The following is a 26,669-nucleotide window of genomic DNA, read 5'->3' on the forward strand; positions in this document are numbered from 1 at the left end:
CGTCCCGCCCATATCCGCTCATCGGCAGTAGGAGACGTCCGCGTAGCGACCGATCAGCGGCATGACGGTGCATCGGCGCGGGTCACGGACGAACCCAACGGTGGTAGGCATCGAGGTCGACGTTGCCGCCGCAGATGACGGTGACGACGTGACGGCCGGCGAAACGGTCAGGGTCTTCCAGGACGGCGGCGACGCCGAGGGCGGCGGATGGCTCGACGATCAAACCGGTGTGCTCCAGGAGCATCCGCATACCCGCGATGATCGACGACTCGTGGACGAGGACGGCGTCGTCGGCCACCGTGAGCAGGTCGTCCAGGACCTCCGGGATGGGGAACCGGCCTGCTACGCCGTCGGCGATGGTGTCGGTCGACTCGGTGGTGACGACGCGGCGCTCGTGCCAGGAGCGGGTCATCGCCGGTGCGCCCGCGGGCTGCACGCAGATCACTTCGACCCCGGGCGCCAGGTTCTTGAGGACGTGACCCACACCGGTCGCCATCGCGCCGCCGCCCAAGGCGAGCAGGACCGAGTCGAACGTGGCCCGCCCGTCCGCCAGTTCGAGGCCGATCGTCGCGGCGCCCTCGCAGGTCTCGACGTCCAGGCTGTCCTCGACCAACCGGATGCGGCGTTGCTGCGCGATGATCGCCGCCTGTTCGCGGGCCGTCTCGATGTCGCCGTCCACCAGCAGCAACTCCGCACCGAGCGCGCGGATTCGATCCAGCTTGGCGACCGGGGCGCGCCGCGATGCCACCACCGTCACGTCGAGACCCCGGCGGCGTCCCGACCAGGCGAGCGCCTGGCCGAGGTTGCCCGCGCTGGCGCACACCGCGGCAGTGCGGCCCTGCTCGGCCAGCAGGCTCGTCACGAGCTCGGTACCACGGGCCTTGAAGCTGCGGACCGGGTTCGCCGTTTCCAGTTTGATGCTCACCGTGCAGCCGAGTCGGCTTCCCAGGGCGTCGCACCGGTACATCGGAGTGTCCAGGAACATGGGGTCGATCACGTGGCGGGCCGCGTGGATCCGATCGAGATCAAGCCGCGTCTTGAGCACTCCGAGACCCTATACACCTCGGAGCACGCGATCGGTGATGATGAGGTTCTCGCTTGGGGATGGGATGAGGCGACCAACACTTTTTCTGACCGTCGGGCTGCCCGCCACCGGCAAGACCGTCGCCGCGCGGCGCATCGAGGTCGAGCGCGGCGCGCTTCGGCTGACGAAGGACGAATGGGTGAAGGCTCTCCACGGACCGGAGAACCCGCGTTCGGCCTCCGACGTGATCGAAGGACGGCTCATCGGGATCGGACTGCGCGCCATCGAGCTGGGCACCAACGTGGTGATCGACTTCGGGCTGTGGGCTCGGGACGAGCGCTCCGCACTGCGCCAGGCCGCGGCGGACCGCGGCGCAGGCGTGGAGATGCACTACTTTGAGGTGTCCCCGGCCGAACAGCGGAGACGACTCGACCAGCGCCAAGCCGACGAGCCGGACACCACGTGGCCCATGTCCGACGAGGAACTCGCCGAGTGGGCCGGCGTCATCCAGGTCCCGACGCGCGGTGAACTCGACGGCAGCGAACCGATCGACGACCCGCCGGCCGGATTCGCCTCCTGGGACGAGTGGCGCGAGCATCGCTGGCCACCGACCATTTCCTGACCGCAGCCACCTGGCGTGGGGCGCGACAGGGACCTCGCCGATGGGTGCGCGTATCGCCGGCACGGTCATCTCGCACGCCGAGCACAACCACCAGGTGAGAGTGCGCCTCGCCAACTGGTGATCCTGATCTGTCCGCACGTCGCCATGAGGAGCAGACCGAAGCACCCGTCGGCGGCAGAAACGGACTTCACCTGGTCTCGGGTTCGCGCGATCATCTCCGGATGAAGTGGAGGCGTCGGCGCCCTTGGTACGGCGACTGCCCGCAGTGCGGACACGACTGGCGCGAGCACATCGCCCCCGGGCCGTGCTCGGAGTGTCAGTACGAGATCGAGCACGAGGAGCCGAACGCCCCTGGTGCGGCATGCACGGCCCTCGCACCTCCACCTTGAGTGGGACAGGGCAGGCATCGAACGACTCGATCTCGCAGACCATCGATATCTGCCCAAGATGGCCAACGGCTCGATGAGCCGCATGAGCGGACGTTCGTCGGGTCGAACTCGTCGCAACGATACGGAAAGCCGTTGGGGAAGAGCACTTCCACGCTCGACTGAATGCCCTTGTGTCTCAGGACCTTCAAGACCCGATTTCAGCCGCAACAGCGGAGCGTCCGTCTGAGTGAATCGAACGTGCCTGCTGGGGCAGGAGGGCAGGTTCCCCGTGGTGGCTCGCTCCTGCGAGAGCGGTGCGGCCGTGGGGCGAACGCTCGGTGGTTAGTCGCGAGGCGAGGTGGTCGGCAGGTCAATGCCGAGAACACGTTCGGGTGGTCGAGTGCGGCGACCTGCGCGACCATCCCGCCGACGCCGGAGCCGCCGAGGTGGGCGGTGGTGGCGCCGAGCGCGGTGACGAGCGCGGCGGCGTCGGCGGCGAGATCGCGCAGGGTGTAGTCGGGTGCCTCTGGATCGACGGTTGTGGAGCCCTCGCAATCGCGCAGGTCGTAACGGACCACTCGACGTCCGCCGGCGGCGAGCCGCGCGCACAGCGCGTCCCGCCAGGAGAGCATCGTGGTGCCGCCGGCGAGCAGCCCGGGTCCGGGGATCCCCATCGGCCGTCGGTGGGCGGACGGCCGATGACGGTGACCGGCGGGCAGGTCTCAGCGGTCCGCGGAGCCGCGCGGGAAGATGGTTGTCAGCACGTGGGTGAGGATGGCGGTGGAGTCCGCGGGTGGGGCGATCGTCTGGCGCAGGGCCAGGCCGATCCCCAGTGCGCCCAGCATGACGACCGCCTGGTGCAGGGGCATCGCGGGTTCGAGGCGCAGGCGGCGGGTGTGCTCGGTGAGCAGGGCGACGACCTCCTCGTCGTGGCGTTGCTGGACGGCGGCGATCAGCGGGGCGGTGTCGGGTTGCTGTGCGGTCGCGGCGAGCACTTCCGCGGCGGCGGCGGTCCACTTGGCCGCGTGCTCGTCGGCCGGGTCGACGGGGACGAGGGCCGCGATCAGGTCATCACGGTCGGTGGCGTGGGCGAGGGTGTCGCGCAGGTGGCGCAGGTGGGCGCCCGCGTCGGCTTCGATGATCGCCAGCCACAGCCCCTCCTTGCCGCCGAAGTGCTTGTAGACGGCACCGCGGGTGTACCCGGCGTCGGCCGCGATCTCCTCGACGGTCGCGGCCAGGAAGCCACGTCGGAGGAACACCTGCCGGCCGGCGACCAGCAGGTTTTCGTGCGTGCGTTGTTGCTGCTCGGCCCGTGTCAGCCTGACCATCGCCCCCCCACTCGGTAACGAAGCGTTTCTGGAAACGCGATGTTACTATAAGCTCCGGTGCATGGACTTCCTGGCTGTCGCGGCCTCGTTGCTCAGCCTCCCGCTCTGCCTGGCGGGGTTCGCTTGGTACGCCGTGCGTGCCCGCCGCGGCGGAGGTCAGTCGCTCATGTCACCGTTCGAGGAGATCTGGGACCCGATCAGCCACCGGACGAACATCGAGATCCAGGTCGAGGCCGAGCGGTCACCCGAGACGCCCTCACCCGGCGACCCGCCCCTGACGCTGCGCGACCCCACCGCCGGTCGATGACGATCAGGTGGACGCACGAGGGTGAGGTCGATCGTGCGGTGCTACGGTGAGGGTGTTGGAGACCCCTTCCGCGCGTCGGACGTGTCTGTCGTCGTCACGTGGAAGGACACGCGAATCATGCCGCGTCTCTACGGTCCCGGGCACTTCACCGAGGACCCCTACTCGCAGATCCTCTCGCCGCACGGCATCCCGGTGGACGACCTCGTCTCCGTCCTGCACAAGGAGATCAGGCGCGGTCGCGTCGACAACGCCGTGCTCGCCGCCCACGAGATGTTCACGACCTCGGCGGATGTCGCTCAACACCTGTGGCGACGCCTGCGGATCATCGCGGTGGAGGACGTGGGGATGGGGCTGCCGCTCGGGCCGGTGCTGGTCGACGTGCTCCACCGCAACTCCGATGCGAACCCCGGCGGGGACTGGATGATGGCCTGTCACGCGGTGCGCCTGCTCGCCACCGCACCCAAGGACCGCACCGCTGCCGAGCACGCCGATTGGGTCGCCACCAAGGTCGCTCTCGGCGAAGCACTGGTCGAGGTCCCGGACTACGCCCACTGCGTGCACACCCGCGCCGGTCAGGAGTCGGGTCGCGGTCTCGTGCAGTGGTGGGACAACGGCGCTCAAGTGCGCGACGAACTGCCCACGGCGGATCACCGGTACCGCGAGGAGCTGATCGAGATCCACCGCCGGGACGAAGCGGCGAACGGGACCGCGCCTCGTCCGTCCCGTTGGGCGGGCACCACGGCACGTCCCGACCGCGACGAGACGTAGGCACCTCACCCGAGCGCACCGGCGGGGTCATCGCCGACCGAGGGCGCGGTAGTCCCAGGAGGCACGGCGCCAGCGCTCCGGGTCGAGCGCGTTGCGGGCGTCGACCACGTGCCGGCGGGCCACGACGGTGCCCAGCGCCTCGGGGTCGACCTCCCGGAACTGCGCCCACTCCGTGGCCAGCACGACGACGTCGGCACCTGCGCAGGCGTCCTCCACCGTGTCCGCGCAACCCAACCCGGGGTGGTGGCGCCGGATGTTGTCGTTCGCCACCGGGTCGTACGCGGTGACCTCGGCCCCGCCGCGGCGCAGTTCCTCCGCCACGTGCAGGGCGGGCGAGTCGCGGATGTCGTCGGAGTCCGGCTTGAACGCCCCGCCCAGCACGGCCACGCGACGGCCGTCGAGGGAGCCCCCGCACTGCTCGCGGACCAGGTGCACGGCCCGGGCACGGCGGCGCAGGTTGATCGAGTCGACCTCGCGCAGGAACGACAGCGCGGCGCCCACGCCGAGCTCCTCGGCACGGGCCGCGAACGCCCGGATGTCCTTGGGCAGGCAGCCGCCGCCGAAGCCCAGACCGGCGTCGAGGAACCGGTCGCCGATCCGGGGGTCGTAGGACAGACCCCTGGCCAGCAGGGTGACGTCCGCACCGGCCACCTCGCACACCTCGGCCATCGCGTTGATGAAGGAGATCTTCGTCGCGAGGAAGGCGTTGGCGGCGGATTTGATCAGCTCGGCGGTGGCGAGGTCGGTGACCACGAACGGCACGCCGGCATCCGCGAGGGGCGCGTACACGTCCCGCAGGACCTTCTCCGGCTCCTGGCCCGTGACGCCCAGGACGACGCGGTCGGGCGACAGGGTGTCCGCGACCGCGTGGCCCTCCCGGAGGAACTCCGGGTTCCACGCCAGGCGCACCGTCACCGCCGCCGGCGCCAGGTCCGCGACGACACCGGCCAGCCGGGCGGCCGTGCCGACCGGCACCGTCGACTTGCCGACCAGGAGGCACTCCCGCCGCAGCAACGGCACCAGCCGGTGCACGGCGGCTTCCAGGTGGCTCAGGTCCGCCACCTCCCCGCCCGGTTGCTGCGGCGTGTGCACGCACAGGAAGTGGACGTCGGCGAACTCGGCCGCCTCGTCGTAGGACGTGGTGAACCGGAGCCTGCCCGAGGTGACGTGCTCGCGCACCAGCTCGGCCAGCCCGGGCTCGTGGAACGGCAGCTCGCCGCGGGCCAGTCGCGCGACCTTCGCCTCGTCCAGGTCGAGCCCCACCACCTCGCACCCGAGCTCGGCCAGGCCCGCCGCGTGCGTGACGCCGAGGTACCCGCTGCCCACCACCGAGATCCGCTGCATGGATTCCCCCTTCTCCCCCTCGGATCCCGGGCCTACGACCGCCGGTCGGGCCCGGTCGAGGCGAACCACGAGATCGTCCGCCGCAACCCCTCGTCCAGGTCGACCTCCGGAGCCCAACCGAGCTCACGCCGCGCCAGCGCGATGTCCGGGCACCGTCGCTTCGGGTCGTCCGCCGCCGCCTCCACGAACCGCAGCGGCGACGAGCTGCCGGCCAGGTCTCGGATGCGCACGGCAAGGTCCCGCACCGTCACCTCCTGCGGGTTGCCGATGTTGACCGGGCCGCGCAGGCCGGAGCGCGCCAGGGCGAGCACACCGCGGACCAGGTCGTCGACGTAGCACAGCGAACGGGTCTGCCGCCCGTCGCCGGCCACCGTGATCGGTTCTCCGGCGAGCGCCTGCCGGATGAAGTTGGGCACCGCACGGCCGTCGTCCGGTCGGAGTCCGGGACCGTAGGTGTTGAAGATGCGCACGATGCCCACGTCGACGCCCTCGGCATGGCCGAAGGCCGTGGTCAACGCCTCGGCGAAGCGCTTGGCCTCGTCGTAGACCGACCGGGGGCCGACCGGGTTGACGTTGCCCCAGTAGTCCTCGCGTTGCGGGTGCCGCAACGGATCCCCGTAGACCTCGGACGTCGACGCCATGACGAACCGCGCGCCGCGGTCGCGGGCCAGGCTCAGGGCGTGGTGCGTGCCCGCACTGCCCACCCGCAACGTCTCCACCGGACGGGCCAGGTACCGCGGTGGTGACGCCGCCGAGGCGAAGTGCAGGACGAGGTCCACGTCCCCGGCCACGGGTAGCCCGTCGCTCACGTCCGCGACGACCAGTTCGAACCCGGGATCCGCGCGCAACGGCTCGACCGCCTCGGCGGTCCCGGTCGACAGGTCGTCGACGCACACGACCCGGGTGCCGGCCGCGAGGAGCGCCCGGCACAGGTTCGACCCCAGGAACCCGGCGCCTCCGGTCACCACGGCCCGGCGGAAGACCCTGCCACCGCTCGGCGAACCCGACGTCACCACGGCAACTCCCGTTGGTCCGGCGCGTGATCGGGGACGATCCGCCGGCCGCGAGCACGGGACGACAGCCCGTCCGTCCCGCCGGCAGGACGCTCGCCGCCTTCCCGCCGCGCACCCGGCCCCGCCGAGCGCAACGTCATCGGACGCCCGGCCGGTGCCGGGCCACGTCCTCGTCGGGTCGCGAGATCAGCGGCGCGGTCGCGGCGATCGCCTTGTGGATCCCCGCGACCGACCGCGACAGCCGGAACTCGCCCTCGGCGGCGTGCCGGCCGGCCCGCGCGTACCACCGGCGTTCGGCGGGGTTCAGCCAGGCCCAGAGGATGCGCGCGGCCAGGGACGCCGGGTCGTCGCCGTCCGCGATCGCCGCCGCGGCGCGCTCGCCGTAGGCGTGCCGGACCGCTTCGGTCTGGCTGCCGGCACCGGTGGTCAGCACCATGCGTTCGCTGGACATCCCCTCGATCACGGCCTGGCACAGCCCTTCCAACGTCTGCTCGGCGCGCGTGCCGTCGACCGTCGGACGCTGTGACGGCGTCACGACCAGGTCGGCCGCGCGGTGCGCCGCGGGCATGTCGTCGTACGGCAGCGCCACCAACGTGACCTGGTCCCGCACGCCGTGTTCGGCCGCCAACCGCCGCAGCGGTTGCCGGTAGTCCTGCCGTGCGACCGGATCGGGGTCGAGCGAGTCGCAGAGCACGACGGCGAGGCCGGCACCGGTCACCGCCCGGAACTGCTTGGCGGACACGCCCAGACCCGGCAACGCCGGGAACCTCTCGGCGAGGAACCCGGTCCCCTCCGCCGCCGCACGGGCGGTCCACTGCTTGATCAGGCCGGCCGCCGCGATGAGGTACTCGGCACCCTTCACGCGGGAGGCGCGCCCCGGCAGGAAGACCTTGAACCCGGGCAACCGGGAGAGCCGCGGGTCGGCCGGCCCGTCGGGGGTGAAGAGGTCGGGGTCCACCCCGGGCCGCGTCACGACGCCGTCGGCCGGCCACGCGCCGCGAGCGGCGTACGCGTCGAGGATCCCCCGGCTGCCGCTGTGGTGCCGGTAACCGGCGGGCACGTAGCGGGGATCCTCGCCGGGCAGGACCGGCCAGACGTTGTTCGCGAGGTGCACCGCGGGGATCCCGAGGTCGTTCGCGGCGGCGGCCAGGCCTTCGGCCATCGGGCGCACGGCCACGGCGTGGATGTTGTTCGCGTGCACGACCCCGACGCGGCCCGCCTCCTCCGTGATGTCCTGGAGGATGCGGTGGAACTCGTCGCGCAGTCGTTCGGTGGCGCCGTCCTCGCCGAACCGGGAGCGGTAGTCCAGGGCCCGCTCGACCGACGCCGTGGGTGTCACGATCATCGTCGCGCCCAGGAACTCCCAGCGGCGGTGCGCCGTCCACGTCCGGTCCTGGTGGAGGGCGTAGACCGGGTAACCCCGGGCGGCGAAGTGGTCGATCCACTGGCTCAGCATCGTCTCGATTCCGCCCGTGTAGAGCGGAGGAACGGTGGGGTGCACGAAGACCACGGCAGGCCGTCCATTCGACATGGACCCAGTTATACCGATCGGACGGTTGCCCGCGTCGATTCGACGAGTGGTCCGCCTGGGCCTACTTCCCTTCCGCCGGAACGAAAATCGCGCGCCGTGACCCGAACAGTCGTATGTGGACCCAGGTCGTCACTCCACTGTGGGCCGATGGCGCGCCGGGGCCTTCAGTGCGGCGCTCGCCTGGCACAACGCACGTCTCGCGCGCGGGCCGTGCCCGTGCCACGAGGGCGTGCATCGCGTCGAAGAAGGCGGCCAATTGATACGTCGTTGGGTCATACGGGTCAAGTTTCCGGCCGTGCCGCGACACAGCGTGATACCTGCTCGTGACACCCCTGTATTTACTCCCCCACGGCCTTGTCGAATGCATTCGACAGTCGACCGCGGCGGCGTGGGATCGGTTGACAGGCTCTGTCGGGGCTACCTATGGTCGAGCCAAGCGAAGCGCTTCGATTTGCTGGGGCTTGCGAGGCGCGCGTCGGTTGGGGGATCTTTGCGACAGATTGACTCCTACGTCGATTCCTTGTTGTCCCGGCTCACCTTGGACGAGAAGGTGAGCCTGCTGCACCAGTACGCGCCCGCCGTCCCGCGGCTGGGCCTGGCCGCGTTCCGAACCGGCACCGAAGTGCTCCACGGCGTGGGCTTCACAGGTGTCGCGACGGTGTTTCCGCAGGCAGTAGGCCTGGCGGCGACCTGGGAGCCGGAGTTGGTGCGCCGGGTGGGCACCATGGTCGGCAGCGAGGTGAGAGCGCTGCACGAACGCGACCCCGCAGTCGGCCTGAACGTCTGGGGCCCCGTGGTGAACCTCCTGCGCGATCCCCGGTGGGGCCGCAACGAAGAGGGGTATTCGGAAGACCCGACGCTGACCAGAGAACTCGCGATCGCCTACTGCCGCGGATTGCGGGGCGAGCACGAGGAGTTTCTCCGGGTCACGCCGACGCTGAAAGCCTTCCTGGCCTACAACCATGAAACCGCGAAATTCGAGCGGAGTTCCCAGGTGCCCGCGCGGGTGCTCCACGAGTACGACCTGCGCCCTTTCCTGGAAGTTGTCCGCGCCGGTGTCGCGGCCGCGGTGATGCCCTCTTACGGCCTGGTCAACGGCCGCCCCAACCACGTCGGCGAGCACCTGCGGGCGCTGTGCGCGGAGTTCCCGGACCTGGTCGTCGTCGCCGACGCCTTCGCGCCGTCGGACCTGGTGGACAAGAGCGGGTACTTCGCCGATCCGGACGTCGCCTCCGCCGCGCTGCTGAACGCCGGCCTGGACAACTTCACCGACCACGACGACGACCCGGGCCCCACGACCGAGGTGCTCCGGCGCGCGCTCGACAGCGGTCTGCTGGAGGAGTCCGCACTCGACGGTCCGGTGCGGCGGCTGCTGCGCCTGCGCGCGGAGACCGGCGAGTTCCTCGGCCCCGGGGAGGATCCGCACGCCGACCACGTGGTCGAGGTCGGAACCGGTGCCCCGCAACGGGAACTCGCGCGGGAAGCGGCGCGGCGGGCGATCGTGCTGCTGCGCAACGACCACGGCGTGCTGCCGCTGCGGTCGGACCGGATCACGTCGATCGCGGTGGTGGGCCAGTTCGCCGACCGGGTCTGCAACGACTGGTACGCGCCGGAACCGCCGTACGAGGTGACACCGCTCGACGGCCTGCGGACGCGGTTCGCCGGTGCCGCCGTCCGCCACGTCGAAGGCGTCGACAGGATGGCCTTCAGGCTGTCCGGCACCGACCTCCGCATCACCGCCGACACGACCGGCGGAGGTGTCCTGCGGGTCGCGGACGGGAACGACGGCGACCGCACGCTGTTCGACGTCTTCGACTGGGGCGAGGGAGGCCTGTCGTTCCGGTCCGTCGCGAACCGCCGGTTCCTCTCGGGCTCCGACGACTACGAACTGGTCGACGACAAGGAACGGCCCTGGGGCTGGGTGGTGCGGGAGACGTTCCGCCTGGTCGCCTCGGGACAGGACTTCCTGATCTACAACGCGGCCACGCGCAAGTACGTCGCGGTCGTGCCCGAGAGCGGCGCACTCGTCATGACGGCCGGACCCGACACCGCGGCGGCCTTCACCGTGGAACGGGTGTCCGACGGCGTCGCGGCGGCGGTGGAGGCGGCACGGGGCGCGGACGTGGTCGTGGTCGTCGTGGGCAGCCATCCCCAGATCAACGGTCACGAGATGCACGACCGCACGGAGCTGGAACTGGCGCCGCGCCAGGTGGCGGTCGCCCGCGCCGTGGTGGCCGCGAACCCCTCGACGGTCGTGGTGGTGGCCAGTGGCCATCCCGTGACGATGGACGGGATCGACGGGCAGGCGCCGACGGTGCTCTGGTCCGCGCACGGCGGCCAGGAGTTCGGCACGGCGCTCGCCGAGGTGATCGCCGGCGACCACGCGCCGACGGGACGGCTGCCCCAGACCTGGCCCCGCTCCGTCGACCAGCTCGGCGACCTGTTCGAGTACGACATCATCAAGAGCGGCGCCACCTACCTGTACCTGCGCGAACCACCGCTGTACCCGTTCGGGCACGGCCTGTCGTACACGTCGTTCGACTACTCGGACCTGCGCCTGGACACCGACGTCGTCAGCGAGGACGACCGGGTCGCGGTGCAGGTCACCGTGACCAACACCGGCAAGGTCGACGGTGAGGAGGTCGTCCAGCTGTACCTGCGCGCGCCGGACGGACCGGTGCCGCGCCCGCTGCGCCAACTGCTCGGGTTCCGCCGGGTGCGGCTGGCCGCCGGCGGGTCCGCCACGGTGGAGATGTCGGTCGACGTCGCCGAGTTCGCCTACTGGGACGTCGCGGGCAACAGGTGGCGCGTCGCGCCCGGCGCGCACCGCATGATGGTGGGCGGCTCCTCGACGGACATCAGGCTGAGCACCGAGGTGGACGTGCGGGCCGATCCGCCACCACCGCGATCCCTGGGACCGCAACTGGTGCGGGCCGTCGACTTCGACGACTACCACGGGATCCGCCTCACGGCCGAGCACCGCACCTCCGGTGAGGCGGTCGAGGCGGCGGGAGCGGGCAGCTGGCTGCTGTTCCGCGACGTCGACCTGAGCGACGCACCCGACACCTTCGTCGCCAGGGTGAGCGGCGGGACGTCCGCCACCTCCTGCCTGGAGGTGCGGTTGGACGACCCCTTGTACGGGCGGATCCTGGCCGCCGTCCCGGTCCCGCCGGACCTGGCCGGAGGCGGGTGGACGACCGTGCGGATCCCCTGTGACCCGCTGCGCCGGCCCGATCCGGTGCAGAACATCTTCCTCAGCTTCACCGGCCCGGTGGCGGTGTCCTCCTTCGCCCTGTTCCGGGCCGCCTGAACCGCCGTTCCGGTCCCACACCCGGCCACACCGCCGCCCCTACCCCACACCGGGCTCCGCCGACCGCGCCCGGCCGAAGGAGATGTGCGCATTGACCGAGTTCGTCGAGTCGGGTCCGCCGCGGACCGGGCTGTCCTTCCGCGATCCGACGCTACCGCTGGACCACCGGGTCGAGGCGTTGCTCCGGTGCCTGACCCTCGACGAGAAGGTGGCGATGCTGCACCAGCACTCGCCGGGGGTGCCCGCCCTGGGCGTCGACGCGTTCCGCACCGGCACCGAAGCGCTGCACGGCGTCGCGTGGCTCGGTCCGGCCACCGTGTTCCCCCAAGCCGTCGGTCTCGGGGCGACGTGGGACCCGGACCTGCTGCGCGACGTCGGACGAGCCGTGGGCAAGGAGGTGGAGGCGTTCCACCGCGCCGACCCGACGGTGAGCCGCAACGTGTGGGCGCCCGTGGTGAACCTGCTGCGCGATCCGCGTTGGGGTCGCAACGAGGAGGGGTACTCGGAGGACCCCGTGCTGACCACCGCGCTCGCCATCGCCTACTGCACCGGACTGCGCGGCCCGGACGACGGGCCGTGGTCCACCGCGCCGACGTTGAAGGCGTTCCTGGCGTACAACCACGAGGACGGCAAGCTGGGCGCCTCGGCGCAGGTCCGCCCGAGGGTGTTCTGGGAGTACGAGGCACGCCCGTTCCTGGACGCGATCCGGGCGGGGGTGGTGTCCGGTGTCATGCCGTCCTACCACCGCGTCAACGGCCGCCCGGCGCACGTGGGACCGTGGTTTGGGGTGCTGCGCGACATCGACCCCGACCTGGTGGTCTTCACCGACGCGTCCGGACCGTCCGCGCTGGTCGACCGGACCGGGTACTTCCCCGACCACCCGCGGGCGCTGGCCGCCGCGCTGCGGTCCGGAGTGGACAGCTTCACCGACCACAACAAGAACCCGGCGCCGACCGTGGCGGGGTTCCGCGCCGCGCTGGACACCGGGCTGCTGCACGAGGACGACGTGGACGTCGCCGTGCGCCGCCTGCTGCGGATGCGCTTCCGGCTGGGCGAGTTCGACGGGCGGCCGGACACCGGGCCCTCGGTCGAGGAGCTGTACGGGTCGCGGGAGCACCAGGCGCTGGCCCTGCGGGCCGCGCGGGAGGCGGTCGTGCTCCTGAAGAACGCGGTGGTCGGCGACACCCCGCTGCTGCCCCTCGGGGACGACGTCACGAGCATCGCGGTCCTCGGGCCGCTCGCCGACGAGGTGCACACCGACTGGTACTCGGGCGCCCTGCCCTACCGGCGGACGATCCTCGACGGCGTGCGCGAGCGGTGGCCCGGTGCGGAGGTCACCTTCGCCGGCGGCGCCGACCGGATCGCGCTGCTGGTCCGCGGCCACGGCTACCTGGCCTCGCCGCACGACGCCGACGGAGGTCCGCTCGGGATCGACGCCGTCGACACCCCCGACCTGGCGCACCTGTTCGACCGCGCCGACTGGGGACAGGGCGTGGTGTCGCTGCGCAGCGCGGCCAACGGCCGGCTGCTGTCGGTGCGCCGCGTCGACGACGTGCTGGTCAACACGGCGTCCTGGCCACCGGGGTGGATGGTCCGCGAGACGTTCGCGATCGAACCGCACGACGACGCGTTCGTGCTGTGGAACATCGCGACCGGGAGCTACCTGGCGCCGCCCGGGCCGGACGGACCGCTGCGGTTCGGCGCGACCACGCCCGGCGCGGCGGCGCACTTCACGGTCGAAGTGCACCGCGACGGGGTCGCCGCGGCCGTCGAGGCGGCGGTGGGCGCCGACGTCGCGCTCGTCACCGTCGGCAACCACCCGCACATCAACGGCAAGGAGGGCGAGGACCGGCCGGGGCTCGAACTGCCCGACCAGCAGGACCGCCTGGCCCGCGCCGTGGTGGCCGCCCAGCGCCGCACGGTGGGGATCGTCGTGAGCGGCTACCCGTTCGCCGTGCCGTGGCTGGCCGAGCACGCGCCCGCCCTGCTCTGGACCTGCCACGGCGGCCAGGAGCTCGGCCGGGCGGTGGCGGACGTGCTCTCCGGGGACCACTCGCCGGCCGGTCGGCTGCCGCAGACCTGGTACCGCGACGAAGCCGACCTGCCGCCCCTGGCCGACTACGACATCATCAAGTCCCGGCAGACCTACCTCTACACCGAAGCCACTCCCCTGTTCCCGTTCGGGCACGGCCTGGGCTACGGCACGTTCGAGTACTCGTCCCTGCGCATCGTGCGCACCGACGACGCCATGACGGTGACGTGCGCCGTGGCGAACACGGCGGACCGCGCGGCGGACGAGGTGGTGCAGCTCTACGTGCGCGCGGTCGACCCCGTCGTGCCGCGACCGCGTCGGGAGCTGAAGGGTTTCCGACGCGTGCGCGTCGAGGCCGGCGCGACCGTCGACGTGGGGTTCACGGTCGAGGACTCCGACCTGTCCACCTGGGACACCGCGAGCGGGCGGTACCAGGTGACGTCCGGCCGGTTCGAGGTCCTCCTGGGCGGTTCGTCCGAGGACATCCGACTCACCGGGACCGTCGACGTCGTCGGCCCCGACCCGCAACCACGCCGGCTGGACACCCGGCTGGTGCGCGCGGTGGAGTTCGACGACTACCGCGCCACGCGGTTGGTGGCGGAGACCGCGCTGGGCGGTGACGCGGTCGAGGCCGACGAATCGGGGGCCTGGCTGACGTTCCGGTCCGGCGAGTTCACCACCGGTGCGACCAGCGCCGTGGCCCGCGTCGCCGGGGACGGACCCGGCAGCGTGCTGATCCGCCTGGCGGACCCGGAGGACGGCCCGGTGGTCGCCGAGACCGAGGTCGTGGGCGACGGGCGGTGGCGCACCGTCCAGTTCCCGGCGGCCGTGCCGGTCGGGCGGCACGACGTCCACCTGGTGCTGTCGAAGGGCGTGCGGATCGCGACCTTCACGTTCGCCGGGGAGCCGGGATGAGCACGCAGGAGATCCACAAGCAGACCATGGACTACCTGCTCGGGTGGGGGTACGTGGCGTTCGAGGGGTCGTCGGGGCAGCAGGAGCTGGCCTACCTGGCGGAACTCGTGCGGCGCACGTCGGCGGAGACCGTCCTGGAGATCGGGTTCAACGCGGGCCTGTCGAGCCAGGCCCTGCTGTCGGCGTCGCCCGCGACCCGGGTGGTCTCGTTCGACGTGGGCGACCACCCGTACGTGCACCGCGCCAAGGAGTACGTCGACCGGCGCTTCCCCGGTCGGCACGAGCTGATCCTCGGCGACTCCCGGACGACCCTGCCGCGCTACGCGGCCGACTGCGCGCGCCCGGTGTTCGACCTCGCCTTCGTCGACGGCGGGCACGAGGTCGACGTGGTGCGCGCCGACCTGCGCAACACGCGGACGTTGTGCAAGCCGAACGCCCACGTCGTGGTGGACGACCTGACGCCGTGGCGCCCCTGGGGCGTCGGCCCCGCGACCGCGTGGCGGGAAGCGCTCCAGGAGGGACTGATCGTGCAGGAGGAGATGCTCAAGGACGGGCAGGTCGTCGACAGCGCGTGTGAACCCGCGGACCGGGTCCTGGCACTGGGGAGGTACACGTGAGCGCGGCGCGGGACGAGGCGCGGACCGAGTCCGCGGAGACGACGATCCTCGCGGTGTCGGGCAGCCTGCGCCGGGACTCGTACAACGGCAGGCTCGTCGGGTGCGCGGTGCGCCTCGCCCCGCCCGGTGTCCTCGTGGAGCCCTACGACCGGTTGCGCGACATACCTCCCTACGACCAGGACGACGACGGAGACGAGGTGCCGGAGCCGGTGGCGGACCTGCGCGGGCGGTGCGCCGGGCCGACGGCCTGCTGATCCTCACGCCGGAGTACAACTACGGCGTCCCGGGGCAGCTGAAGAACGCCCTCGACTGGCTGTCCCGGCCGTTCGGGCGGTCGCCGCTGACCCGCAAGCCGGTGGCCGTCGGTGGGGCGTCGATCACGAACTTCGGCACGGTCCGCGCCCAGCTCGCGCTGCGCCAGGCCCTGCTGTGGACCGACTCGCAGATGATCACCAAGCCCGAGCTGCACGTGGCGCTGGCGCACGAGAAGTTCGACAGCTCCGGGTCGCTGGTCGACGAGGGCGTCCGCGAACTGCTCGGCGACCTGGTGGCCGCCCTGGCCCGGCTGGTCGGCGAGGTGCGCAAGTTGGCGGTCGAGGCGCCGTGACCGCGCACCCGCGCGGTGGCGCGTTCCGGCAGGCGTGGTCGGATCGCGTGCTCCTGCTGTCCGCGCTGCGGTCCGCCCGGCCCGCGTCGGTGGCCGGGCTGCTCGTGGCGGCCCTCGTGCAGAACCTCGTGCCGGCCGGCGCGGCCGTGGCGGTGGCGGCGGTGATCGCCGGGCTCGGGTCGTCCGCGACCTGGTGGCCGCTGGTGTCGTTCGGCGCCGTGGTGCTCGCCGGGCACCTGGCCGACACCGCGCTGGTGCCGCTGTCCCAGGCGGTGAAGGCGGGAGTGGACGGACGGCACCGGGCGCGGGTGGCGCGCATCGCCTCGACCCGGATGGGCCTGGTGGAGCTGGAGGACCCGGCGGTGGCGGACCTGATCAGGGTCGCGTCGGCCGACCAGGAGAACTGGGTGGAGCGCAGCCCCGGCTCGGGCGCGGTGGCCCTGCTCGGGCTGCTCGCGAAGTCGGTCGGTGTCATCGGGATCGCGTTCGTGCTCGCGTCCTGGGAGTGGTGGCTGGTGCCCGTCGTGGTGGTGCCGGCCCTCGCGGGTCGGGTGATCCGGCGGCGCAACATCCTGCGCATCGCCCGCGCGTGGGCGGCCGGCGCGCCGGCCGGTCGCCAGGCGGAGTACTGGAAAGACCTGGTCATGGCCCCGGCCCAGGGACGGGAACAGCGGATCTACGGCTTCGGCGACTGGGCGGTCGACCGCGTGGTGGGGCACGTGCGGGAGATGTTCGAGCCGATCTGGCGGTTCGGTCGGCGGGACCGGGCGGTCCAGCTCGGTTTCGCGGCGCTCATGGCCGTGCCGCTCGGGGTGGCCTACGCCGCCACCGGCCTGGCCGTCGTCGACGGCCACACCGCGGTGGCGGTGTTCACCGCCGTGATCACCGCGGGCGTCGCGCTCTACCAGGCGGTGGGGCAGACCGACGACGCGCTGGACGTCGAGGGGTCGATCCCGGCGGTCCGGGCGCTCGCGGAGCTGCGCCGCGACCACCCCGTGGAGCAGCCCGCCGCTGCTCCGGCAACCGCCCACGACGACCGGCGAGCCGACCGCCCTCCGACGATCCGGTTCGACGGCGTGCGGTTCGCCTACCCGGGCGCGCCACGACCCGTCATCGACGGCCTCGACCTGACCATCAGGCCCGGTGAGCTGCTGGCCGTCGTCGGCCTCAACGGCGCGGGCAAGTCCACCTTGATCAAGCTGCTCACCGGGCTCCTCGCACCGACCGCCGGCCGGATCTCCGCCGACGGCACGGACATCGCCCACCTGGGAGACCGGTGGCCGCGCCGCCTCGCCGTGGTGTTCCAGGACTTCGTCCGCTACCCGCTGCCGCTCGCCGACAACGTGGCGCCGCTGCGGGCCGCGCGCACACCGGCCGGGTTGCGGGCCGCCGCGGCCGACGCCGGGTTGCACGACGTGCTGGAGCAGCTGCCCGACGGCTGGGACACCGTGCTGTCCCGTTCCTACGCGGGCGGCGTGGACCTCTCCGGCGGCCAGTGGCAGCACGTCGCGCTCGCCCGCGCCGCGCACGAGCTGCGACGGGGAGCCGACGTGCTCGTGCTGGACGAGCCGACCGCCCACCTGGACGTGCGCAGCGAGGCGGCGCTGTTCGGTCGCGTGAGCGGCATGGCCGGGCGCAACACCATCGTGCTCATCTCGCACCGCATGGCCACGGTGAGGCAAGCCGACCGCATCGCCTACCTGGAGGACGGCCGCGTGGCCGAACTCGGTTCCCACGACGAGTTGATGCGCCTGGACGGCAGGTACGCGGACGACTTCCGCCGGCAGGCGGCCCGCTTCCACCAGGGCTACGACGACCGGCTGGAGAGGGGCGACCTGACGTGAGCGCCCGACGGTTTTCGCGGTACGTGGCGGTGTGGCTCGACGTGCTGCGTCGTTGCCACCGGGTCCGACCGGGCCTGACCAGGGCGGCGCTGCTGTGCCGGCTGGCCGGCCTGGTCACGCTGCCCGCCACGGGTCTCGCCGCTCGTGAGGCCATCGACGCGTCCGGGCGCGGCGTGCCCGACGCGGTCGTGGTCGCGGCGGTCGTCGGCGCGGTGGCGTTCGCGCTCAACGCCACGATCGAGGTGCTGGCCAACGCCTACCGCACGGAGGTGGTCTCCAGGGTCGGGTTGACCGTCCTGGACGCGGAGATCGTCGGCGCGGTGTGCGCGTTGGAGGACACCGACCACCTGGAGAAACCCGAGTACCTCGACCGCGTGACCGTGCTGCGCGGCGCCGCCTGGGGCATCGTCGACGGCGCGTGGGGCGCGCTGGACGGCCTGCTCAACTTCGCCCGGCTGGGCATCGTGCTCCTCCTGCTCGGCACCGTGCACCCGGCGCTGCTCGGACTGCTCGCCTTCGCCGCGATCCCGTTGTGGTTCGACGTGCGCGGCAGGCGCGCGATCACCCGGGCGGAGGTCGACACCGCCTGGCGGCTGCGGCTGCACCGGCAGCTCTTCTCGCTGCTGACCTCGGCGCACGCGCACAAGGAGGTCAGGCTCGGCGGCACGGCGGCCGAGCTCGTCGACCGCGCGGAGCGGGAGTGGGACCTGGTCCACCGCCCCCGCGTCCGCGCGCAGGCGACCGGCGCCGCGTGGCGGTTCGGCGGGTGGGCGGTGTTCACGGCCGGTTTCGTCGGCACCGTCGCGCTGGTCGTGCACCAGGCGCGCGGCGGGCACGCATCGGCGGGCGACGTGGTGTTGTTGACGACGATCGCGGTCACCCTGCGCACCACCGTGCAGCGGACGGTGGACCGCGCGGCGGAGACCGCGGGCGCCGGGCGGCTCCTGGAGCCGTACCTGTGGCTGCGGGCGTACGCGCGGCGGCAGGAGCGGGAGGGCGCGGGGCTGCCCGCACCCGAGCGGCTGCGTGAGGGCATCGGCCTGCACGGCGTCGGCTACCGCTACCCGGGCACCGGGCGGGACGTGCTGCACGACGTGACCGTCGACCTGCCGGCGGGCAGCACGGTCGCGGTCGTGGGCGAGTACGGGTCGGGGAAATCGACGCTGGTCAAGCTGCTGTGCGGGTTCCACCGACCGACCAGCGGCACGATCCGGGTCGACGGCGAGGACCTCGACCGGTTGGACCGGAAATCGTGGTGGCGGGCCACCGCCGCCGCGTTCCAGGACTTCGGCCGGTTCGAGGTGCCGTTCCGCGAGGCCGTCGGGCTGGGCGACCTGCCCCGCATCGACGACCGCGACGCGGTGCGGGAGGCGGTGGTGTCCGCCGGGGGCGCCGGTCTGCTCGAACGGCTGCCGGACGGCCTCGACACCAGGCTGGGCCGCGCCTTCGGCGGGCTTGAGCTGTCCGAGGGGCAGTGGCAGAAGACCGCGCTGGCGCGCGCGTCGATGCGCCCGGCTCCGGTGCTGTTCGTCCTGGACGAGCCGACGGCGTCGCTCGACGCGCCCAGCGAACGCGAGGTCTTCGGCCGGTACCTGGCGAGGGCACGGGCGGTCGCGGCGGCGACCGGCGGCGTCACCGTCGTGGTGTCGCACCGCTTCTCCACCGTGGCCGCCGCCGACCTGATCCTCGTGCTGGAGGGCGGCCGGCTGGTCGAGAGCGGCACCCACGCCGAGTTGATGGCCAGGGGTGGTGGCTACGCCGAACTGTTCACGTTGAGCGAGAAGTCGTTCGCGAATCTGTGACCGCAGCTGCCGGGGAGGGCCGCGTGGACGTGCTGATGGTGTTCTCGCCGCACTTGGACGACGCCGTGCTGTCCGTCGGCGCGTCCCTCGCGGCGGTCGTCCAGTCCGGGGGGAGGGTCGTCGTGTGCACGGTGTTCGCGGGTGACCCGCCCGAACCGTTGTCGCCTGCGGGCCGGGCGTTCCACCGGCACTGCGGGCTGGGCGACGACGGCGTGGCCACCCGCCGGGCCGAGGACCGGGACGCCGCCGCGGTGCTCGGGGTCGAGGTGGTGCACCTGCCGGTGCCGGACTGCCTGTACCGGCGGGGCCCGGCCGGGTGGCTCTACGACCGGCCGGGCGCGTCGCTCGACCCGGGGTGGCCGCCCGAGCCAGGGGTCGTTGCGGAGGTCGCCCGGCACGTGCGGCGCCTGCTGCGGGTGATCCGGCCGGCCGCGGTGTGGACGTGCCTGGCGCTGGGCGGCCACGTGGACCACCGCCTCTGCCGGACCGCGGTGGAAACCGCGTGCGCCGGGGAAGGCCTCACGCCGCACCTGTGGGAAGACCTGCCGTACGCCCTCGGAACCCCCGCCCCGGCCGGGCCCGTCACCGCTCGGCCGGTCCGCGGGACCCACCTCGCCACCAAGCTGGCCGCCGTGGAGCGCTACCGCTCGCAGGTGCGCGTCCTGTGGCCGGACGGCGCGGACTGGCGTGCCGATCTGCTGACCCACCACGCCGGGCGGCGGGCCGCGGCGGGCGGGGCCGAACCCCTGCGCCAACCGGCCGCGAGCACCCCTTCCGGAACGAGGAGTTGATCACCGTGTCCCCGCGTTCGACACCGGTGCCGACGGTGCCGCCGCCGCGGCTGCCCCTGTTCGTGCCCCCGGAGCCCGGGGCGTTCGACGACGGGTGGCTGCGGCTCAGCCTGAGTGAGAGCGCCTTCGGGTGCAGCCCGGCCGCCCGGCTGGCCGCCGAGGCGGCGTTGGCCGACGCCGAGCGCTACCCCGACGCCGACGCGTCCTCGCTCGCGCGGGCCGTCGCGCGGGTGCACGGGGTGACGCCCCACCACGTCGTGGTCGGCAACGGGGTGGACGAGCTGCTGCTGTTGTCCGCGTTGGCACTGTCCACACCGGACGCGGGCGGGGTCGTCAGCGGCCAGACCTACGCCGGGCACGCGAACGCGGTCGGCGCGGCGCGGTCGCCGTTGACGACCGTGCCGCTCGCGGCGGGTCGCGTGGACGTCGAGCGGGTCGTGGCGGCCGCCGCGCCGGGGGTGGTGGTCTACGTGTGCAACCCGCACAACCCGACCGGGTCGGCCCTGGCCGCGGCCGAGTTGCGGGCCGTGGTCGAGGGTGTGGCGTCCGCGGGCGCGGTGCTGGTGTTGGACGAGGCGTACATCGAGTACGCCGGACCCGATCGGGCGAGTTCCGGTGTGCGGTACGTGCGGCAGGGCCTGCCGGTGGTCGTGCTGCGCACGTTCTCCAAGATCCACGGGTTGGCCGGGCTGCGCTGCGGCTACTCCGTGACGACACCGAGCTTGGCGCGGGAGTTGCGCCGGTTGAAGAACGTGCTGGTGTTCAACGTCAACCGGGTCGCCCTCGCGGCCGCCGAGGCCAGCCTCGGCGACCCGGCGTTCACCGAGGCGGTGGCACGCGGGACACGCGCCGTGCTCGCCGGGTTCCGCCGCGCCGTGAACGAGACGGGCTGGGCCGACGCGCTGCCGTCGGAGACGAACTTCGTGCTGGTGCACAGCCCGCTGCCCGCCGAGGACCTCGCGGCCGAACTCGCCCGGCGGCGCATCGCCGTGAAGCCGCTCGCCGCTCTCGGTTTCCCCCGGCACATCCGCGTCGCCGCAGCACGCGACGAGGACATGCGGCGCATGGCCACCGCGCTCCACGAGATCGCCGACCTGCACCGCGGCACGGCGGCAGCGGACCGGCTGCGCGAGGCACGCCGATGAGCGGCCCACCGACCTCCGGCCGACACGCCGATGGGGCCGGCACAACCGACCCACACGTCGACGCGGCCGGCACGCTCGACCCACGCGCCGACGAAGCCGGCACAACCGACCCACGCGTCAACGGGGCCGGTACAACGAACCCGCGCGCCGACGTAGCCGGTGCCACCGACCGAGGCGTCGATCTGGCCGGTACAGCCGAGCCGCAGGTCGACGTGGTCGGCACGCTTGACGTGCAGGTGCCCGACGTGTCGATCGTCGTCCCCGTCCGGGCGCGCAGTGGAGCGCTGCGTCGTCTGCTCGCGTCCGTCGCGGGTCAGGTCGGCGGTGGTCCGCGGGTGGAGGTCGTGGTCGTGGACAACCCCGCACCGGACAACGCCGGGTGGCTGCGGACCGCCGACCTGCCGTTCCCCGTCCGCTACACGTGCGTGTCGACCGCGAACCGCGGACTCGCCCGCAACGTCGGCGCGCACCTCGCGCGCGGCGCGACGCTGTTGTTCGTCGACTCGGACGTGCGGTTCGCCGCCGGCGCGGTGCGGCGGGTGGCGAGGGCATCGGCGGCGCGCCCGCGCACCCTGGTGATGGCCGACGTGGTGTTCCCGCCCGACGAGCCGCGCGGTCTGGGCACCCACCTGTTCGACGTCGCCGCGTACTTCCGCGCCTACCGCAGGCAGCGCCGGCTCGGCCCGCTCCAGTTCCGCCACTTCGTGTCCTGCTGCTTCGCCGTGCCGCGCGAGGACTTCCTCCGTCTCGGCGGGTTCGACCCGGGATTCACCGCGTACGGCTACGAGGACGTCGAGTTCGCGATCCGGGCGGAGCGGGGAGGGCTCTCCTTCGAGCTCGAACCGGCCAAGGTCTACCACCACAAGCCGCTGGCGCCCGCGTCGGTGTTGGCGCGTTCGGTCGAACTGGGCCGGTCGGCGGTCCGGCTGGTCGACCTGCACCCCGACATCGAGCGGGTCATGCCGGTCGGCGTGGCCGCCGCGGCGGCGGGCGACCTCCACTTCGCCCCCGACTTCGACGTGCGGCACCTGCTCGACCGCGCACGCCGCGTCGAACGGCGCTGGGCGGGCGGACGCCGGTCCGCACCGCTGTCCGAGACGCGGTCGCTGCTGGCCGAAGCCAGGGACGTCTACGAGCGCATCGCCCGCTACGGGCGCTTCACCGGCATCCGCGAGCACGCACCCACCGACCCGGAGGCGGTCCGATGATCCTCAGCGAGTACGTCCACCGACAACTGTCCGCGCACGACGTCGAGGTGGCCTTCGGCATCCCCGGCTACTTCGTCATGCCGATCTGGCAGGAGTTCAAGAAGTCGCCGCGGATCGTGCTCTCCCGGCACGAGTCGGGCGCGGCGTTCATGGCCGACGGCTACAGCCGCGCGACCGGCAGGCTGGGCGTGGTGCTCGCCACGAGCGGCCCCGGCATGACCAACTGCGTGACCGGTGTGGCGTGCGCCTACCGCGACTCGCTGCCCATGCTGGTGATCACCGGTCAGGCGCCGACCGCGAGCTTCGGCCGGGGCGCGTTCCTGGAGTCCTACGTGCTCGACCGGGCGGTGTCGCCCGCGGCGCTGTTCGCGCCGATCACCAAGAAGTCGATCGAGGTCGTCGACTCGGCCAACGCGGCGTTCCTCATCGACACGGCGATCGACCTCGCCCTCTCCGGCCGGCCGGGGCCGGTGCACCTCAGCATCCCGGTCGACCTGCAATCGCAGGAGGTCCCGGTGCCGGACGGCGTCGAGCGGGCCACGACCACGCTGCCGGTGGCGCCCGGCGCGCTGCGGGACACCGCCGAGGTGCTCGCCGGTGCGCAACGGCCGCTGCTGCTCGTCGGGTGGGGCGTCCCGCTCGCCGGTGTCGGCGCCGAGGTGGCGCGGCTGGCCGAGGAGATCGGGGCACCGGTCGTGACGACGACCAAGGCGATCTCCGCGCTCGCCGCGGCCGACCCGCTGCTCGCCTGCCACCTGGGGCCCGGTCAGCGGTCGGACGCGCCCGCGTTCGTCCGGGACTACCGGCCCGACGTGGTGGTGGCGCTCGGCGCGAGCATGTCGTCGTACTACGCGGGGCCGGTGCTGCCGGTGTTCGAGGACGCGACCCTCGTCCGCGCCGACATCGACGCCGACCAGTTGCGCCTGCGGGTCCGGCCCCACATCGCGCTGCACGGCGACCTCGCGGTCATCGCGCCCGCGTTGGCCGACGCCGTGGCGCAGACCCAGCGATCGGGTCCGCCACCGCACGCGGCGGCGAGGTCGGAACACGCACGGGCGGTCGTGGCCCGCTTCCGCGACCGCGGCCGCCGGGCCGTCGAGGCGCAGCCGCACGAGCACGACGGCGCGCCGTCGATGTCGGGCACCATCGCACGCCTGGCGGACCTCCTGCCGCGCGACGCCGTGGTGCTGCCGGACGCGGGCAACCACTGGCTGGACACCCTGTCCCTGCACCACTCCCCCACCGCCGACGGCCTCCAGCTCAACTGCGGCATCGGCGCGATGGGCTGGGCGATCGGCGCGGCGGTCGGCATGGCGTTCGGCCGCCCGGACCGGCGCACGGTGTGCGTCACCGGCGACGGCTCGCTGCTCATGCACGGCACGGAGCTGTCGGTGGCCGCCGAGCACGGCCTGGACCTGCTCGTCATCGTGTTCAACAACCGGTCCCACGCGCGGGTGCGCATCAACCAGGCCATGGCGTTCGACGGCGACGTGGTCAGCTCGGACGTCCCGGACCTGCGGCTGCACCGCTGGCTGGCCGAGATGGGGTTGCGCACGTTCGTGGTCGAGCGACCCGAGGACGTCGAGGACGTGCTGCGCGAAGCCATCGCGACGCCGGGGACGGTGGGCGTGGAGGTGCGGTGCAGCCCGGACGAGGCGCCCGCGAGCCTGCGGGACTGGATCGCGGGCGTGGCGCCGTGACGCCGGTCGCCGTGGTGACCGGTGCGTCGCGCGGGATCGGCCTCGCCACGCTGCGGCGCCTGGTCTCCGCCGGCTACGACTGCGTCGCGATCGGCCTGCACGCCCCGGACGTCGACGGCCCCGTCACGTTCCTGCGCCACGACCTCGCCGACCCGCGCGGCGCGCAGGCCGCCGCGGCGGCCGTCACGGAGCTGGCGCCGGTGGCGCTGCTGGTCAACAACGCCGGTGGCGCGGCCCCGATCGCCGCGGCGGAACTCGACCACGCGCGGGTCGAGCGCGACGTGACCCTGAACCTCACCGCGCCGATGCTGCTGTGCGCCGCCGTGCTGCCCGGCATGTGCGCGGCCGGCGACGGCGCGGTGGTCAACGTCGCGTCCACGGCCGGGCGGACGGGCGTGCGGTACCTGCCGGCCTACAGCGCGGCGAAAGCGGGTCTGATCGCCTACACGCAGAGCCTCGCCGACGAGCACGCGTCCTCGGGTGTGCGGGCGAACTGCGTCTGTCCCGGTGGGGTCGCCACCGCGTTGGCGACCGCGGGCCGGGCGGAGCTGTCCCGGCGCAACGGTCTCGACCCGGGCGCCTACGAGCAGGCCATGGCGGCCCGCACCGGACTGGGCCGGCTCCTCGACGCCGACGAGGTGGCCGAGGTCGTGGTGTGGCTCGGCACCGGGGTCGGGCGGGCCGTCAACGGCCAGACCATCAACGTCTGCGGCACCGTGAGCATGGATTGAGGACTGGGATGTTCCAACGACTCCGCATCGAAGAACCCGTGCTGCCGGCCGTGCGCGAGATGTTCACGCACCTCGGCGAGCCCGTGCAGGTGCTCACCCCGGACAGCGGCCGGCCGCTCGTCGTCCACCACGTCATGGGGCAGCTGACGATGATCGACCGGGGCACCGGCTACATCACCGTCGACGGCCAGGCGTTCCCGCTGACCGCCGGCGACCTATACGTCATCTCCCCCGGCACGCCGCACTCGTTCCGCAGCACCGGCGACGAACTGCACCTGCGGCACTGGCACTGGCCCCAGCACCTGCTGCACACCGACCGGGAGATCCTCCTGCCGCACGTCGAGTTCGGCCCCGAGGACGACGTGCCGGCCGGGGGTGCGCCATGAGCCGCGCGGCACCGGCCGACCCGATCGGGAGGGTGCTGCTGGTCAACGGCAACTACGAGGACGGCACGGTCGGGGGCACGCAGGTCCACACCCGCCTCCTGGCCCACGCCCTGCGCGACGACGGCCGCACGGTCGCCGTCCTGTGCCAGGGCGACGAGGACGACGTGTCCACGGTGGACGGCATCGAGGTGCACCGGATCAGGCCGCCACGCCTGCCGTCCGGTCACGTGGTCAACCAGACGTTGGCCATCCACAACCCGTTCGTGCGCCGCCGCGTGCACGCCGCGGTCCGCCGGTTCCGCCCGGACCTGTGCCACGTCCACATGCCGCGCAGGCTGACCCCGGCCGTGCTGCCGGTGCTGCGCGCGCACCGGCTCCCCGTCGTGCAGACCGTGCACGAGCTGTTCTCCCTGTGGAACTTCAACGCCTACCTGCGCGACGACCGGCCCGAGAAGATCCACTCGAAGCGCCCGTGGCCGGTGACCGCCCTGAAGAAGTGGCACCGGCGGTTGTCCACGACCGTGCACCACGTCTGCGCGCCGTCGCGGTTCGCGCTGGACGCCTATCGGCGCGACGGCTACTTCGCCGGTGTGCCGGCCAGCGTCGTGCCCCTGTCCGTGCCGTTCGAGTGGGGTGACCCGGACGAGATGGCGCGCCGAAGGGCCACCGAGTCGCGCGATCGCCCCCTGCGCCTGCTGTTCGTGGGCAGGCTGGACAACTACAAGGGGGTGCGTGAGCTGCTGGCGGCCGTGCACGCGCTGCACGACCTGGACCTGCGCCTCGACGTGGCGGGGGACGGCCTGCTGGCCGCGCTGGTCGCCGGGTCCGCCGAACGCGACCGGCGCGTCACCTTCCACGGCCCGGTGCACGGCGCCCGCAGGCACGACCTGTACCGGCGGGCCGACGTGCTGCTGTGCCCGTCGACCTGGACCGAGACGTTCGGGTACGTGGTCCTGGAGGCCTACGCCGCCGGAATGCCCGTCATCGCCTCCTCCGTCGGCGCACTGCCCGACGTCGTCGAGCACGGCCGCACCGGGCTGCTGGTGCGGCCCGGCTCCGTTGCCGACCTCGTGGCGGCCATCGGCGCCATGACCGATCGCGCGGCTCGACACCGCTTGGGCGGCGGCGCGGCGCGGTGGATCCGCGCGTTCCAGCCGGCTCGGCCGGTCGACGCGCAGCTGGACGTCTACCGCGCCGCCGTCGCACGGCTCGCGAGCTCGCGCCCCACCCGTTCCCCGCTCACCGCCTCTCGCCCGTGATCGGGCCGGAAGGAGCT

At 73.0% G+C, this 26,669-nt stretch carries 21 protein-coding genes and 1 pseudogene; 16 read left to right on the forward strand and 6 right to left on the reverse strand.

Going from position 1 to position 26,669, the window contains the following annotated elements; translation table 11 throughout:
* Window positions 1-82: 82 nt before the first annotated feature.
* Window positions 83-1,045: a threonine ammonia-lyase gene (locus ACYVLT_RS02590; protein ID WP_461118428.1), complete on the reverse strand. Its 963-nt coding sequence runs from the start codon at window positions 1,043-1,045 to the stop codon at window positions 83-85.
* Window positions 1,046-1,082: 37 nt separating this feature from the next.
* Between ACYVLT_RS02590 and ACYVLT_RS02595 the strand changes: the two genes are divergently transcribed.
* Window positions 1,083-1,646, forward strand: a complete 564-nt coding sequence (locus tag ACYVLT_RS02595) for an AAA family ATPase (protein ID WP_461118564.1) — start codon at window positions 1,083-1,085, stop codon at window positions 1,644-1,646.
* Between the two features lie 586 nt (window positions 1,647-2,232).
* Here the strand turns inward: ACYVLT_RS02595 and ACYVLT_RS02600 are convergent.
* Complete coding sequence (locus tag ACYVLT_RS02600) at window positions 2,233-2,688, reverse strand: alpha/beta fold hydrolase (protein ID WP_461118429.1); 456 nt, start codon at window positions 2,686-2,688, stop codon at window positions 2,233-2,235.
* Between the two features lie 48 nt (window positions 2,689-2,736).
* Window positions 2,737-3,342, reverse strand: a complete 606-nt coding sequence (locus ACYVLT_RS02605) for a TetR/AcrR family transcriptional regulator (protein WP_461118430.1) — start codon at window positions 3,340-3,342, stop codon at window positions 2,737-2,739.
* Between the two features lie 61 nt (window positions 3,343-3,403).
* On the opposite strand from ACYVLT_RS02605, the gene ACYVLT_RS02610 reads away from it, so the two are divergent.
* Together ACYVLT_RS02610 and ACYVLT_RS02615 are read left to right on the forward strand one after the other, a co-directional pair.
* Window positions 3,404-3,649: a hypothetical protein gene (locus ACYVLT_RS02610; protein ID WP_461118431.1), complete on the forward strand. Its 246-nt coding sequence runs from the start codon at window positions 3,404-3,406 to the stop codon at window positions 3,647-3,649.
* A 117-nt stretch (window positions 3,650-3,766) separates the two neighbouring features.
* On the forward strand, window positions 3,767-4,417 hold the full coding sequence (locus tag ACYVLT_RS02615) for a hypothetical protein (RefSeq protein ID WP_461118432.1): 651 nt from the start codon (window positions 3,767-3,769) through the stop codon (window positions 4,415-4,417).
* 27 nt (window positions 4,418-4,444) lie between these two features.
* Here the strand turns inward: ACYVLT_RS02615 and ACYVLT_RS02620 are convergent, their stop codons facing one another.
* The 3 genes from ACYVLT_RS02620 to ACYVLT_RS02630 all read right to left on the reverse strand — a co-directional run bounded on the left by ACYVLT_RS02620 (window position 4,445) and on the right by ACYVLT_RS02630 (window position 8,305).
* Window positions 4,445-5,761 (reverse strand): UDP-glucose dehydrogenase family protein, encoded by a 1,317-nt coding sequence (locus tag ACYVLT_RS02620; RefSeq protein ID WP_461118433.1) that lies wholly within the window; start codon window positions 5,759-5,761, stop codon window positions 4,445-4,447.
* A 32-nt stretch (window positions 5,762-5,793) separates the two neighbouring features.
* Window positions 5,794-6,777, reverse strand: coding sequence for an NAD-dependent epimerase/dehydratase family protein (locus tag ACYVLT_RS02625; protein ID WP_461118434.1), 984 nt, complete (start codon window positions 6,775-6,777; stop codon window positions 5,794-5,796).
* Window positions 6,778-6,910: 133 nt separating this feature from the next.
* Window positions 6,911-8,305 carry a glycosyltransferase family 4 protein gene (locus ACYVLT_RS02630; RefSeq protein ID WP_461118435.1) on the reverse strand — a complete coding sequence of 465 codons (1,395 nt, stop codon included), beginning with the start codon at window positions 8,303-8,305 and terminating at the stop codon, window positions 6,911-6,913.
* Window positions 8,306-8,795: 490 nt separating this feature from the next.
* On the opposite strand from ACYVLT_RS02630, the gene ACYVLT_RS02635 reads away from it, so the two are divergent.
* From ACYVLT_RS02635 to ACYVLT_RS02695, 13 genes and pseudogenes are all read left to right on the forward strand, one after another.
* Window positions 8,796-11,615 carry a glycoside hydrolase family 3 protein gene (locus ACYVLT_RS02635; RefSeq protein ID WP_461118436.1) on the forward strand — a complete coding sequence of 940 codons (2,820 nt, stop codon included), beginning with the start codon at window positions 8,796-8,798 and terminating at the stop codon, window positions 11,613-11,615.
* Window positions 11,616-11,706: 91 nt separating this feature from the next.
* Window positions 11,707-14,562, forward strand: coding sequence for a glycoside hydrolase family 3 C-terminal domain-containing protein (locus ACYVLT_RS02640; protein ID WP_461118437.1), 2,856 nt, complete (start codon window positions 11,707-11,709; stop codon window positions 14,560-14,562).
* Complete coding sequence (locus tag ACYVLT_RS02645) at window positions 14,559-15,179, forward strand: class I SAM-dependent methyltransferase (protein WP_461118438.1); 621 nt, start codon at window positions 14,559-14,561, stop codon at window positions 15,177-15,179. Before ACYVLT_RS02640 ends, ACYVLT_RS02645 begins: the two co-directional genes overlap by 4 nt.
* A 53-nt stretch (window positions 15,180-15,232) precedes the next feature.
* Window positions 15,233-15,786: pseudogene (locus tag ACYVLT_RS02650) on the forward strand (NADPH-dependent FMN reductase).
* Window positions 15,783-17,630 (forward strand): ATP-binding cassette domain-containing protein, encoded by a 1,848-nt coding sequence (locus ACYVLT_RS02655; RefSeq protein WP_461118439.1) that lies wholly within the window; start codon window positions 15,783-15,785, stop codon window positions 17,628-17,630. Before ACYVLT_RS02650 ends, ACYVLT_RS02655 begins: the two are co-directional and overlap by 4 nt.
* Entirely contained in the window at window positions 17,627-19,432 is a 1,806-nt protein-coding gene (locus ACYVLT_RS02660) for an ATP-binding cassette domain-containing protein (protein ID WP_461118440.1), read from the forward strand. The genes ACYVLT_RS02655 and ACYVLT_RS02660 overlap by 4 nt, the downstream gene beginning before the upstream one ends.
* A 23-nt stretch (window positions 19,433-19,455) precedes the next feature.
* Window positions 19,456-20,223: a PIG-L deacetylase family protein gene (locus ACYVLT_RS02665; RefSeq protein ID WP_461118441.1), complete on the forward strand. Its 768-nt coding sequence runs from the start codon at window positions 19,456-19,458 to the stop codon at window positions 20,221-20,223.
* Between the two features lie 5 nt (window positions 20,224-20,228).
* Window positions 20,229-21,368, forward strand: a complete 1,140-nt coding sequence (locus tag ACYVLT_RS02670; protein ID WP_461118442.1) for a pyridoxal phosphate-dependent aminotransferase — start codon at window positions 20,229-20,231, stop codon at window positions 21,366-21,368.
* Between the two features lie 212 nt (window positions 21,369-21,580).
* A complete protein-coding gene (locus ACYVLT_RS02675; protein WP_461118443.1) occupies window positions 21,581-22,576 on the forward strand; it encodes a glycosyltransferase family 2 protein in 996 nt (331 codons plus the stop codon).
* The gene (locus ACYVLT_RS02680) at window positions 22,573-24,276 is read left to right on the forward strand and encodes a thiamine pyrophosphate-binding protein (RefSeq protein WP_461118444.1); all 1,704 of its coding nucleotides are present in this window, start codon (window positions 22,573-22,575) and stop codon (window positions 24,274-24,276) included. Before ACYVLT_RS02675 ends, ACYVLT_RS02680 begins: the two co-directional genes overlap by 4 nt.
* A complete protein-coding gene (locus ACYVLT_RS02685) occupies window positions 24,273-25,007 on the forward strand; it encodes an SDR family NAD(P)-dependent oxidoreductase (RefSeq protein ID WP_461118445.1) in 735 nt (244 codons plus the stop codon). The genes ACYVLT_RS02680 and ACYVLT_RS02685 overlap by 4 nt, the downstream gene beginning before the upstream one ends.
* Before the next feature lie 8 nt (window positions 25,008-25,015).
* Window positions 25,016-25,393, forward strand: a complete 378-nt coding sequence (locus ACYVLT_RS02690; RefSeq protein WP_461118446.1) for a cupin domain-containing protein — start codon at window positions 25,016-25,018, stop codon at window positions 25,391-25,393.
* Entirely contained in the window at window positions 25,390-26,652 is a 1,263-nt protein-coding gene (locus ACYVLT_RS02695) for a glycosyltransferase (protein WP_461118447.1), read from the forward strand. The genes ACYVLT_RS02690 and ACYVLT_RS02695 overlap by 4 nt, the downstream gene beginning before the upstream one ends.
* Window positions 26,653-26,669 lie beyond the last annotated feature (17 nt).

This window comes from Saccharothrix stipae (genome assembly GCF_054781895.1).